This is a genomic window from Corynebacterium sp. PCR 32, from assembly GCF_037464985.1.
GTDB lineage: Bacteria > Actinomycetota > Actinomycetes > Mycobacteriales > Mycobacteriaceae > Corynebacterium > Corynebacterium kroppenstedtii_D.
Window position 1 is genome coordinate 99293 of sequence record NZ_JBAHVL010000001.1, and the last position, 11835, is coordinate 111127.

Consider the following 11835-nt stretch of genomic DNA (forward strand, 5'->3'; position numbering starts at 1 on the left):
GCGGGGGTTGTACGCACTGGGACTATCGCTGGGTGGATTGTCGTGCCCCGATGACGCATACGGTGGCGAACATTATTGTCCATGCCAGTGTTGCGGTGAGGGCGAAGGCGAACGATTCGGTGGTGACAAGGTGTCCATCGGCGGCATAGTAATGCCCGGTCATGTGGGGCCAGTGGGCGATGGTGACGGGCCCATAGAACGGGGTGAATCGTGAGAGGTCGAATAGTGTTCCGCTCAAGGGCATGAAGACACCGCCGAAGAAGGCGAGGATGACGAGGGAGCCGGCGGCGATGCCGGTGGCTGATTCTGAGCGGAGCCATAGTGCGGCGGCCAGTCCGTACAGTGTGAAGGGGAGTGTGGAACACCATGACAGGATGCCGGTGGTGGCCCATTGCCAGGGGTGATCAAAGTGTGTGCCGGTGGTGCCTGCCACGGTGAATAGCACGATGATGGGGAGTGCTGCGAACGCGAACATGGCGATAATCGTGCCGATGACAGATTGTGTTGTTGTTAAGCCGGCGAGGTGGAGTTGTCGGTTCCACCCTTGTTGCCGGTGATGCGCTGCGGCACCGGCGATGGATGTCATGGCGATGGCGCCACCGTAGAGGCCCATTCCGGTCATGACGAAGGCGGATACGGTCCCTGCTTCGAGAACAGAATGTGAGTTTTGTGTTGCTGTTCCGAACATGAGGAACAGCGCGGTGGGCAGGCCCAGGCAGAACATGACAGTGTCGGGGCGTCGGAGCAGACTGAAGAAATAGTGCCACGTGTAGGTGAGTGTGGCGACGGTGGATGTGGTGGTGGTTGATCCGGTAGTGGTGGTTGATGTCATGGGTTTCTCCGTAAATATGCTAGGTGTAGGGATAGGTGCGGGTGCTGGTGTGGGCGTGGCTACCGGGTGAGGTTGCCACATACTTCCTCTAGTTCGGCATGGTTCACTGTGGGGCGGGTGAGGAGACCATCGCTGAGTGTGTGGAGTAGGACGTGATCGGGGTGAACGGTGTGAATGAGGACGTCGTTGCCGTGCCTTTCGTAGGTGTCGTCGGGTGCGAGGAGCGCGGTGATGTGGCTGTCGATGTTGGAGGACGGGGTGTGTGCGAGGGACGCCCGGATGATGGTCGGGTATTGTGAGGTGAGTTGTTCGGGGGTTCCATCGGCGACGATCTGTCCGGCGTTCATGATGATGACGCGGCCGGCGTAGCGTTCAGCTTCGGTGAGGTCGTGCGTGGCGAACAGGATAGTTATTCCGTTGTTAGCCATGGTGTGTACGGTGTGCCAGAACTCGGCGCGGGCGGTGATGTCGAGGCCGGTAGTGGGTTCATCGAGAAGGAGGATGCGTGGCTCGCCCATTGTGGCTAGTGCTAGGCGGATTCGTTGTCGTTGGCCACCGGAGAGTTGTGCCACTTTCTTTTTTTTCATGGTGTTCAGGCCAGCCTGCTGGAGGACGGCTGTGGTGTCGATTCGTACGGGGTGGATGGATGCGAGGGTGTCCACGAGGTCTCCGACGGTGAGGCTGCCGAGCATGCCGCCATCTTGGAGTGCGGCGCCGATGATTCCCCTTTTGATGGCGTCGGTGGGGTTGATTCCGTGGATGGAAATGGTTCCGCGGGTTGGTTGGTTGAGTCCGACAATGAGATCAACGAGTGTGGATTTTCCAGCACCGTTCGGGCCGAGAAGTGCGACGATGTCGCCGGTGTCGATGGTTAATGAGAGGTCATTGATAGCTGTGGTTCGTCCGAAGCGTTGGCTGACACCGCGTACGTCAATGGCGGGGGTTGTGGTGGTCATGGTTTCAGTACATCGGAGGGGGTGGGCCGTCGCTAGTGTCATTTGTCATGTTGTCCGTGCTGTGTCGGGTCGTCGTTTTACGGTGTAGGCATGGTCTCTTCATTGTCATCTCACTCAGGGCGGTCCCTTTCATCGTCGTGTGCGTCTGTTCATGTGGCGCCGATCCCCGTTGTTCTCACGATTGCCGGGTCGGATTCGTCGGGCGGGGCTGGTATTCAAGCGGACATGAAAACGATTTGTGCGCTGGGCGGATATGGGTGTGTTGCTCTTACTGCGGTGACGGCGCAGAACACCCGGGGGGTCGATGCCGTGGAGTACATGAGTCCGGGTGTCGTTGCCCAGCAGATCAGGTCGGTTGCGGAGGATTACCCGATTGACGCGGTCAAGATCGGCATGGTGGGGAGTTCCTCATGTGCAAAGACCATTACCCGCACGCTTGGGTTGTTTCCACCGGGTGTGCCGGTGGTGTGGGATCCGGTGATGGTTGCCTCCAGTGGTAGTTCGTTGGTTGACGCGGATTCCGAGGTGACGAGCGGTTTTGTGGATCTCGCTCGTCGTGCCGATGTGGTGACACCCAATGGTCGTGAGCTTGTTGATCTGTGTGACATGGTGGGCGTCGCTGTGCCGGCAGTGTTGCGGGGTGATGGTGGCGCCGCGGTCGTGCCGCCGGGTCGCGGTGCCCCCGCTGATGGTGTAGTGACGCAGAGTCCAGGGATGGGGCCCGGTTCAGAGTTGTTATTGTCTGCGCGTGCTGAGGCTGCTGCTGCCTTGTCGACAGAGTTGGGGACCGTCGTTGTGGCCACTGGTGGCCCGGACAATGGGTTCGTTGACGATGGTGTCATGATCATGGACGTGGTGGCACAACGTGGTGACGTGGTGGTGGTGAGTCATGATCGGGTGGATACCGCGAATACGCATGGGACGGGGTGTACGTTGAGTTCAGCTATTGCTGTGTGTGCTGCGCGCAGTGTCTGTGGGCCTGAGAAGGATGGGGTTGACGCTGAGGTGGCGGGGCCAGGGCACAGTATGGTGAGTGCTCCGCACGGGGATGTGGCGTTCGTGTGTGACTGGCGCTCTGTTGTTGAGGATGCGGCAGCGTGGACGTGCCGAGCGTTGGGTGCTGCGGATGCGCTTGACTGTGCTCTTGGGCTTCGTCGTCGGCAGGGTGGTGGTGTGGTGGATCCGGTGCATGGGGCGGGGAACGCCCCTGTGGATCATTTTTGGGCTGCCCGGTGCCCGTGATGTGGTGAGATGGTGGTTATCTCGTCGGGGGTCTATGCCCTAGGCGCGCGGGGTGCCTGGCACCGGGGTGGGGTGGTCTCATCGAGGGGTTAGATCCGCATGACCATGGGTGTGTGGGGGATTCCGGTGTCGTCGAATTCGTCTCCGTCGACGACGAATCCGAATTGTTCGTACCAACTGACGAGGTATGACTGTGCGGCGAGTTCGATCCGTGCGCCTGTGGTGGGGTCGACACCAGCGGCGCGCTCTTTGCATACCTCTAGCGCTTTGTCGAGGATTTGGCTTGCGATCCCCTGTCCTCGGGCGTGTGCGGCGACGCATACACGTCCGATGTGCTGTGCCTGAGTGGGGTTGCCGAAGACGCGGGCGGTGCCGATGAGGCGGGCGCCTCCGTCGGTCTCATAGGCCAGGATGTGTTGTGTGCCCGGGTGAATGTCGGTGTCGTCGATTTCCTGGTAGGGGCTTTGTTGTTCATGGACGAAGATGGTGACGCGCATTTTGTATAGTTCGTGAACGTGTGCGGCAGTCATGTCCATGAGTCGCTTGCCGGTGATGTAGACGCTCATGATTCCTCCGTGGTGATGGTTGCTGCGTAGACGGAGCGGATGGAGGCTGCGGATTCTTCCATCTTTTCCTGTTCCCATGCGTCGATAACGGGGGGAAGGCGTCGGATTATGCCTTCGGCTCCGAGGACGGCGGGTATTGACATCGAAATATCGCCGAGGCCATATTCGTTGTCAAGGCGTGAGCATACGGGGTGTACGGAGCGTTCGTTGAGAAGAATGGTTTTAGCGAGGAGGTGTGCGGATCTGGCGACGCCGGCGTCGGTCCAGCCTTTGGCGAAGAATACGTCGTAGGCGGAATCGACGACGCGTTGTGCGATGTCGTCGCGGGAGGGGAGGGGTTTTCCACTCCAGCGTTCCAGGTCGGCCCACCGCATGCCTTGGACGTTGAGGGTGGAGAGAATCGGGACGGCGGTGCTGCCATGTTCGCCCATCATGTAGCCGGTGATGGATGTGGGGTCGATGTCTAGTTCTTGGGCGATGATCCACCGTAGTCGTGCGGAATCGAGCATGGTGCCGGTTCCGAGTATTTTCGAGGCAGGGTAGTCAAACTCGGTTGATGCGACGTGGACGACGGCATCGAGTGGGTTGGTGATGAAGATGATGACTGGTTCGTGTGTCCGCTCAGTTATGTTTGCCATGAGGTCACGGGCAGCGCGGGCGCCCTCTTGGGCGAGGAGGGAACGGGGTGGTACGTAGTCGGGGCGGTCGGGGTTGGGGGTGATTGATGTTCCTGCTGCGCAGATGATGATGTCTGCGTCGAGGACGTCGTCGTAGGTGCCCTCGTGGATGTGGGTATGTGTTGTTCCGGGGACGCCTGTGGATTGAGCGTGATCGAGGCTTTCGCCGCGAGCTCGTCCGTCGCGTGCATCGATGACGGCGATCTCAGAGTAGAGGCCTGATGTCATGGCGACGGTGACGACTGATCTTCCCACGTGGCCGAGGCCTACTACTACTAGTTTCGTTGAGTGCATGGTTATCACAGTAGAACGTTGCGTGGTGGGGGTCACGGAAAGAGGGTTTTTATGGTGGTGGCTGGGTGTTGGGCAGGTGTGTGTGGTGGTGGGGTGTGGATGTGACAGGTGGTGAGGTGTGGGGGTTGGTGGGGGTTGTGGTCGTGTGGCGCTGTTGACGGGGTATCTCGTGAGGGGTAAGTTCGCTCCCAATACATAGACCAATCGGTCTATAAAATTCTGGGCGTGGTTAGACTACCTAGTGCAAAGGTGAACCCGTGGAAGCGACAATTATTTTTCTCCTGATCGGTATTGGTGCGCAGCTGGTGAAAGGGAGCATGGGGATGGCCTATGGGGTGACCTCGACGACTCTCTTGGTGTGCACCGGTGTTCACTCCGCCACTGCATCGGCAATTGTTCACCTTGTTGAGGTGGGAACCACCCTTGCGCTGGGCCTTAGCCATTGGAAAATGGGTAATGTCGACTGGAAGCATGCACTCTCCCTCGGTGCTCCGGGGGCTATTGGTGCCTACCTGGGTGCGAGCGTTTTGGGGCATGCCAGTTCTTCGGCGGCACGCCCGGTGACTGCGGTGGTTCTCATTGTGTTGGGGACGCTCATTGTTCTGCGCTGTGTCGGGCTTATTGTCACCCAGGTGTCCACTGAGTGGGGGCCGCGACGCCTGGGAATGCTCGGTCTTATCGTGGGTGGTGCGGATGCTACCGGCGGTGGCGGCTGGGGTACGATGACGACATCAACGCTGATGGCGGCGGGTAAACGTGAGCCTCGTCGTGTTGTCGGTACGGTCCTGGCTGCACAATTTTTTGTTGCGACGGCGGCGACGATTGGTTTCGTTCCGGTACTTGGCCGGGAGGTGCATCATCATGCGGCCCCGGCATTAGGCCTGTTCATTGGAGGGGTTATTACTGCCCCGTGTGCCGCATGGTTGGCTGGGAAAATGAAGGCTTCCATGCTTGGTGGGGCGGTGGGCGTTCTGGTTGTTGGTTTGAATGTCCACGTTGTGGTTACTGCCTTGGGGCTGAGGCATGCGGGGAGCTGGGTGACGCTTGTCATGGTGACAGGTTTGTGCGTGATCGTTGGGAGTTGGGCCCGTCGGTACGTTGGTTCTCGGGAAGCAATCCCTGGTGGCGAGGGGCAAGCCTCGTGTGTGGGAACGCAATGAGACAAACTAGACCGTTCAGTCTAGAACATGTGCCACAATATAACCGTTCCTGTCTAGACAACACGTGACATCCATGACCATTGTGCCCACGCACGATCTGACAAAGGTTGACGAGCAATGACCACACCGACCCGCGACAACACATCCGGCACCCCCCGAGGTGGCACGCCCCCTACAGGCACACGCCCACGACCCCAACGAAAACAGAAACCTCAAGGACAATGGGCTATTGATGGGCACCTCGACCTTAACGATGACGAAAAAATCAAAGCGGACGACGCCGGGCTCGCCGTCGCACAACGTGTCCGGGATATTTACGCCATTGAGGGCTTCGACTCTATCCCCGCCGATGATCTCGCCCCACGGTTTAAATGGATTGGGCTCTACACTCAGCGCCGACAAGATATGGATGGCGAGCAGACAAGCCTGAAAAGCAACGCCGAGCTCCAAGACCACTACTTTATGCTGCGCGTTCGTCTGGACGGTGGCGTTGTTAACTCCGAACAGCTCACCGCCATTGGCGAGATCTCCCGCGATTATGCCCGGGGAACAGCAGACTTCACGGATCGACAAAACGTGCAATTGCACTGGATTCGCATCGAAGATGTGCCAGAGATTTGGGATCGCCTCACCGCCGTTGGTCTATCCACATTTTTTGGGTGCGGTGATGTGCCTCGTGTGATCCTCGGATCCCCCGTGGCAGGCGTCGCGGCAGATGAAATTATCGATGCCACTCCAGCGATTGAAGAAATTACACACCACCGCTTGACCAAACCGGATTATTCCAACCTTCCCAGGAAGTTTAAAACCGCGATTTCAGGGAATTCCCGCCAAGATGTGACCCACGAAATCCAGGATTTGTCCTTCATTGGTGTGGAGCACCCCGAGCATGGCCCAGGATTCGACGTTTGGGTCGGTGGTGGCTTATCGACGAATCCCATGCTGGCCAAACGCCTGGGTGTTTTCGTTTCGCTCGACGATGTCCCTGACGTGTGGGAGGGAATCGTCTCCATTTTCCGCGACTATGGCTATCGGCGTCTGCGCAACCGTGCCCGGCTGAAGTTCCTCGTAGCTGATTGGGGCGTGGAAAAGTTCCGGTCTGTTCTGGAAAACGACTACTTGCACCGCCAACTGCAAGATGGCGTGGAGCCACCAGTGGCACCGGGGTATCGCGACCATATCGGTGTGCATGATCAGAATGACGGATTGAAGTACGTCGGTGTCAAACCCACTGTGGGGCACGCAGAGGGCACTCAGCTTATCCGTCTCGCGGCGCTGGCGGATAGGTTTGGATCCGGACGCATCCGCACAACGCCCAACAAAGAGCTTCTTTTCCTCGATGTCACAGCGGACAACGTTGTGCACTTGCTTCACGCCCTCGACGAGGAAGGGATGTCGGCGTCGCCGTCGAGTTTCCGCCGGGACATTATTTCCTGCACTGGTTTGGAGTTTTGCAAACTGGCACTCGTCGTGACGAAAAAGCGCGCGATTCAGTTAGCAGACGAGCTCGAGGAACGGTTAGGTGACCTCGACGTCCCATTGAAAATCAGTCTCAACGGATGTCCCAACTCGTGCGCCCGAACCCAACTGGCCGACATTGGCCTCAAAGGGCAGATCGTCACCGATGACGACGGCAATCGCGTCGAAGGATTTCAAGTGCACCTCGGAGGCGCTCTGGGATTCGACCCTGACTTCGGCCGAAAACTGCGTGGCCACAAAGTGACCAGCGCAGGCCTGACAGACTACATCGAACGCCTGGTCACACGATATAAAGCGAACCGCCATAGCGGTGAGCAATTCCGAGAATGGGTACTCCGCGCCCCTGATGAGGACCTTCAATGAGGACCACAACCATGAATTCAGCAATGACAGATATTCCAGCAGAGGACCAAGCTCCCACCCTGCACACAGCCGTGCCCGGACAACGGGGACACTCCAACCCAAACCGAGCCGTCGTCCATCACTGCCCCTATTGCGGTTCGGAATTACTGTTCCCTGATGGGCACACCGAATACGCCTGGGAATGCCGCGAATGTTGTCACGTGTTCAGCGTGAAATTTCACGGTTACCTCCCCAGGAACGTTAAACACTAAATACAAGCAGCAGGAGTGACTCTCCATGGCACGCCCGGTGATACGACAGACACGCGGCATTGACAAACCACACCACAACCACCCCACCACAAGCGCAGACAATAACTGTGACGACGATGTTCGCGCAGAGATGATGAACCTGGCGCTCGACTATTCGGCGGAGCTTGAACATGCGAGCGCGGAAGACATCATGGAGTGGGCGAGTAACCATATTCCGTCTCTCGCAGTCACGCTCTCCATGCAAGATACGGTGCTGGCAGATCTTGCTCACACGCACGCTCCCAGCGCTGACCTCGTGTTTGTGGATACCGGATACCATTTCAGTGAAACACTCGACGTCGCAGATGAGGTAGATAAGCGCTATTCGAACCGTCTTATTCGTGTCGTTCCGCGGCTTACACGGGAGGAGCAAGATGAGCGCTACGGCACGGACTTGTATAAGACGGATCCCACGCTATGTTGCCATATGCGGAAAGTGGTGCCCCTCCACGAAACGCTGGCGAATTATCCCGCGTGGGTGACGGGACTTAAGCGTGTCGACGCTCCCACTCGCGCGCATACACCGGTGCTGGAGATCGATAAGGCCGGCCGGTTGAAGATTAATCCGATCATTGCGTGGACCGATGGTGACGTCGATACCTATATCACCGAGCATCATTTGGTCCGGCACCCGTTAACAACGCGAGGCTACCCGTCCATCGGGTGTGAGACCTGCACTGCCAGGGTAAAAGCTGGGGAGGATCCACGGTCGGGACGGTGGAAAGGAAAGGGGAAAACCGAATGCGGTCTGCATATGTAGCGCGGGGCGCAGCGCCACCCATCAGTGGTCGAACCTCCAGGGGCGTGAGCTGCGTGTCCTGCGTTCCCGGTCGCCCCGTTACTTACCACGAGGACCAGTGTTCATCACACGCGCCCGTGCTCATCCATAGAGAGGATACCCACATATGACCACTGCTGTACCAGAACGCACCACGCACACTCTCCCTGCTCATTTAGCATCCCTTGAGGCTGAGGGAATCGATATTATTCGTCAGGCCGCCGGCCAGGCTGATCGTGGCGCGATTTTGTTTTCGGGCGGTAAGGATTCCGTTGTTGTTCTTGAATTGGCGCGGCGTGCGTGCGCACCGGCGGCGATTCCGTTTGAGCTCCTTCATATTGATACTGGCCACAATTTTCCGGAGGTGCTCGCCTTTCGGGATACCGTGGCGGCGCGTCCGGGTGTGACGCTTCGTGTGGCCACAGTGCAGGAATGGATTGATCGTGGTGATCTCCAGGAGCGCCCCGATGGGACGCGTAACCCGTTGCAGACAGTACCGCTTGTCGAGACAATTGAGGCCCAGGGGTACAACGTGCTGCTCGGTGGGGCGCGGCGCGACGAGGAGAAGGCGCGGGCGAAGGAACGTGTGTTTTCTGTGAGGGATTCGTTTGGGGGGTGGGATCCGCGTCGGCAGCGCCCGGAACTGTGGGGGATCTATAACGCGAAGGTTCAGCCTGGTGAGAATGTGCGGGTGTTCCCGATTTCGAACTGGACTGAGGCGGATGTGTGGGATTATATCGAGGCTCGCAACCTTGAGCTCGCTCCGATCTATTACGCCCATGAGCGGGAGGTGTTTATGCGCAATGGGATGTGGCTCTCGCCGGGGCAGTGGGGTGGTCCTCGCGAAGGTGAGGAGGTCGTGACGAAGACGGTGCGGTATCGCACGGTAGGGGATATGTCATGTACGGGGGCGGTGGAGTCGGTGGCGCGCACGAATGCGGAGATTATCGACGAGATCCGCCTGTCGACGACGACGGAACGCGGCGCGACACGTGCTGATGACAAACTGTCGGAATCCTCGATGGAGGACCGGAAGAAAGATGGGTACTTCTGATGTCCAACACGGTGAATAATGAGCGCCCCACGGTTCGGTTGTGCACGGCGGGGTCCGTTGATGATGGGAAGTCGACGTTTGTGGGCCGGTTGCTTCACGACACGAAGTCGATTGTCAGTGACCAGTATGAGGCGGTTCAGCGGTCGTCGGAGGCGCGGGGACTTGCGGAGGTGGACTTATCTTTGCTGGTTGATGGGCTTCGTGCAGAGCGTGAACAGGGCATCACGATTGATGTTGCTTACCGTTATTTTGCGACCGACCGTCGGAAGTTCATTCTGGCTGATTGCCCCGGCCATGAGCAGTACACGCGGAATACGGTGACTGGAATGTCAACGGCGGATGTGGTGATCGTGCTGATCGATGTGCGCAATGGTGTGGTGCGTCAGACGAACCGGCATGCGACGGTTGCCGGTCTGTTGGGTGTGCCGCATGTTGTGGTCGCGGTGAACAAGATTGATGTGGTGGATTATGAGGAAGCACCGTTCCGGCGCATTGAGGATCACGTTGCCGGGTTGGCTCGTCGCGCGCATCTTGGTGATGTCCGTGTGATTCCGATTTCGTCGTTGAAGGGCGACAATGTGGTCGAACGGTCGGCGAATACTCCGTGGTATTCCGGGCCGAGCATTGTGGAGGTGCTGGAGAACATTGAGGTCATCGACGGAGTGGATCATGCCGCTGACCATGACCTCCGTTTGCCGGTGGACTATGTCATTCGCGATCATGATTCAGAATATCGTGGGTTTGCGGGGCGGATCGCTGCGGGCACTGTTGCCGTGGGGGATGAGGTGACGACGACGGGCGGGCATGCGGCTCGGGTGACGTCGCTGAGTATTGCGGGTGATCCTGCACCGGTGTCGGCTCGTGCACGGGTGGGCGCGTCGGTCAGTGTGGAATTGGATACGAGCGTTGATCTCTCCCGTGGCGCGCTCATTGCTGGGCCGGATCGTCCGGAGGAGACGACCACGGTTCACGCCACACTCGTTCACGTTGGCGACCGGCCACTGGTGGTTCGTCGTCGCCTGGTGCTGCGGTATGGTGCGCATACGACGCAGGCGTTTATCACCAGGATCGAGGGGATTGTCGATGTTGATTCGGGCGAGCTTCTTGACACCCGCCCCACCGATGTTAATGATGAGCCGGTGACCACTGTGGAATCCAACGAGGTTGGACGTGTCACGGTGACGACACGGGAGCCGATCCCGTTCGAGCCGTATCAGCCTGGTGGGAAGGTTGGGTCTTTCCTCCTGATTGATGATCAGACGGGCGATACCGTTGCCGCTGGCCTGGTACGGCCATGCGAGGCTGCCACCGTGGAGGGGGTGGTGACATCGTGACTCGTGAGGCGTTGATTCTCGTGGCTCATGGCAGCCGGCATCATCATGTGGTGGATGCTCTTCGCGCTATTGCGACGACAGTTGCCCACGACCCCCGGGTTGCCGGACGCTACGCTGTTGACGTGGCATTTTTGGATCATGTGGCCCCCACCCTTACGCAGGTCTGTTCCCGTCTGGCAGCGCAGGGGTGTACACATGCCGTTGGTGTTCCTCTCTTGTTCACTGATGCGTTCCACGCCCGCGTTGATGTTCCCGCTCAGGTCCGCGCTGCCTACGAGGCGTCGGGGTTGGTGGTGAGCATCGCGCCGGGTTTGGGTACGGGTGGTGATATTGCGGCCTTGGTGGAGCAGCGGTGTGGTGAGCTCGCGCGGAGTGTGTTGCCGGTGGAAGATGTCGCGGGTGTGCGGGAGGTGCGTGTCCTTTATTCAGTGGGAAGTTCTGATGCGGTGGCCAGTGACGCGGTGGATCGGTTGGCGGCGAGTGTCGGCGCACTCTCAGTGGTGGCGACGGGGTGTCGTCCGCATGGTGGTGCCGAGGTGGAGAAGATTGTTGCCAATGAAGTTGCCAGTGGTGTTTCTAGCCGTGTGGTGGTGCTGGTGCAGCCGCTTTTTGTTGCTCCAGGGATCTTGTGGTCCTGGGCGGTACAGGAACTCTCTCGGGCAAGGTCAACGCATGATCCTGGGAGTACACAGTCGGTGGAGGTGAGGTGCGGTACCCCGTTGGGTGTGGATCTTGCCACCATTATTGTGGATCGGGCGTGCGCTGTGTGGTCGGGGCGCGTCTCGCGCAGTCGACCGGCGGCTGCCTAAC

11 protein-coding genes are annotated in these 11835 nt (G+C 58.9%); 7 read left to right on the forward strand and 4 right to left on the reverse strand.

Going from position 1 to position 11835, the window contains the following annotated elements:
* Positions 1-22: 22 nt before the first annotated feature.
* Positions 23-832, reverse strand: a complete 810-nt coding sequence (locus V5S80_RS00365; RefSeq protein WP_395168786.1) for a hypothetical protein — start codon at positions 830-832, stop codon at positions 23-25.
* Positions 833-891: 59 nt separating this feature from the next.
* Entirely contained in the window at positions 892-1788 is an 897-nt protein-coding gene (locus V5S80_RS00370) for an ABC transporter ATP-binding protein (protein WP_395168787.1), read from the reverse strand.
* Between the two features lie 90 nt (positions 1789-1878).
* Here V5S80_RS00370 and V5S80_RS00375 point away from each other — a divergent pair, with 90 nt between their 5' ends.
* Positions 1879-3030: a hydroxymethylpyrimidine/phosphomethylpyrimidine kinase gene (locus V5S80_RS00375; protein ID WP_395168788.1), complete on the forward strand. Its 1152-nt coding sequence runs from the start codon at positions 1879-1881 to the stop codon at positions 3028-3030.
* 89 nt (positions 3031-3119) lie between these two features.
* Here the strand turns inward: V5S80_RS00375 and V5S80_RS00380 are convergent, their stop codons facing one another.
* Both V5S80_RS00380 and V5S80_RS00385 read right to left on the reverse strand, forming a co-directional pair.
* The gene (locus V5S80_RS00380; protein WP_395168789.1) at positions 3120-3596 is read right to left on the reverse strand and encodes a GNAT family N-acetyltransferase; all 477 of its coding nucleotides are present in this window, start codon (positions 3594-3596) and stop codon (positions 3120-3122) included.
* A complete protein-coding gene (locus V5S80_RS00385; protein WP_395168790.1) occupies positions 3593-4567 on the reverse strand; it encodes an L-lactate dehydrogenase in 975 nt (324 codons plus the stop codon). The genes V5S80_RS00380 and V5S80_RS00385 overlap by 4 nt, the downstream gene beginning before the upstream one ends.
* A gap of 257 nt (positions 4568-4824) precedes the next feature.
* Here V5S80_RS00385 and V5S80_RS00390 point away from each other — a divergent pair, with 257 nt between their 5' ends.
* The 6 genes from V5S80_RS00390 to V5S80_RS00415 all read left to right on the forward strand — a co-directional run bounded on the left by V5S80_RS00390 (position 4825) and on the right by V5S80_RS00415 (position 11834).
* Positions 4825-5727: a sulfite exporter TauE/SafE family protein gene (locus V5S80_RS00390; protein WP_395168791.1), complete on the forward strand. Its 903-nt coding sequence runs from the start codon at positions 4825-4827 to the stop codon at positions 5725-5727.
* 117 nt (positions 5728-5844) lie between these two features.
* Entirely contained in the window at positions 5845-7569 is a 1725-nt protein-coding gene (locus V5S80_RS00395) for a nitrite/sulfite reductase (protein ID WP_395168792.1), read from the forward strand.
* A 276-nt stretch (positions 7570-7845) separates the two neighbouring features.
* On the forward strand, positions 7846-8619 hold the full coding sequence (locus tag V5S80_RS00400; protein ID WP_395168793.1) for a phosphoadenylyl-sulfate reductase: 774 nt from the start codon (positions 7846-7848) through the stop codon (positions 8617-8619).
* 145 nt (positions 8620-8764) lie between these two features.
* Complete coding sequence (cysD, locus tag V5S80_RS00405; protein ID WP_395168794.1) at positions 8765-9691, forward strand: sulfate adenylyltransferase subunit CysD; 927 nt, start codon at positions 8765-8767, stop codon at positions 9689-9691.
* A complete protein-coding gene (locus tag V5S80_RS00410; RefSeq protein WP_395168795.1) occupies positions 9691-11025 on the forward strand; it encodes a sulfate adenylyltransferase subunit 1 in 1335 nt (444 codons plus the stop codon). The genes cysD and V5S80_RS00410 overlap by 1 nt, the downstream gene beginning before the upstream one ends.
* Positions 11022-11834 (forward strand): sirohydrochlorin chelatase, encoded by an 813-nt coding sequence (locus V5S80_RS00415; RefSeq protein ID WP_395168796.1) that lies wholly within the window; start codon positions 11022-11024, stop codon positions 11832-11834. The genes V5S80_RS00410 and V5S80_RS00415 overlap by 4 nt, the downstream gene beginning before the upstream one ends.
* Position 11835 lies beyond the last annotated feature (1 nt).

Excerpts from the sequence above, each read along its gene's own strand:
- V5S80_RS00365 (WP_395168786.1), bottom strand. The coding sequence starts at position 832 with ATGACATCAACCACCACTACCGGATCAACCACCACCACATCCACCGTC.
- V5S80_RS00370 (WP_395168787.1), bottom strand. The coding sequence starts at position 1,788 with ATGACCACCACAACCCCCGCCATTGACGTACGCGGTGTCAGCCAACGC.
- V5S80_RS00375 (WP_395168788.1), top strand. The coding sequence starts at position 1,879 with ATGGTCTCTTCATTGTCATCTCACTCAGGGCGGTCCCTTTCATCGTCG.
- V5S80_RS00380 (WP_395168789.1), bottom strand. The coding sequence starts at position 3,596 with ATGAGCGTCTACATCACCGGCAAGCGACTCATGGACATGACTGCCGCA.
- V5S80_RS00385 (WP_395168790.1), bottom strand. The coding sequence starts at position 4,567 with ATGCACTCAACGAAACTAGTAGTAGTAGGCCTCGGCCACGTGGGAAGA.
- V5S80_RS00395 (WP_395168792.1), top strand. The coding sequence starts at position 5,845 with ATGACCACACCGACCCGCGACAACACATCCGGCACCCCCCGAGGTGGC.
- V5S80_RS00400 (WP_395168793.1), top strand. The coding sequence starts at position 7,846 with ATGGCACGCCCGGTGATACGACAGACACGCGGCATTGACAAACCACAC.
- cysD (WP_395168794.1), top strand. The coding sequence starts at position 8,765 with ATGACCACTGCTGTACCAGAACGCACCACGCACACTCTCCCTGCTCAT.
- V5S80_RS00410 (WP_395168795.1), top strand. The coding sequence starts at position 9,691 with ATGTCCAACACGGTGAATAATGAGCGCCCCACGGTTCGGTTGTGCACG.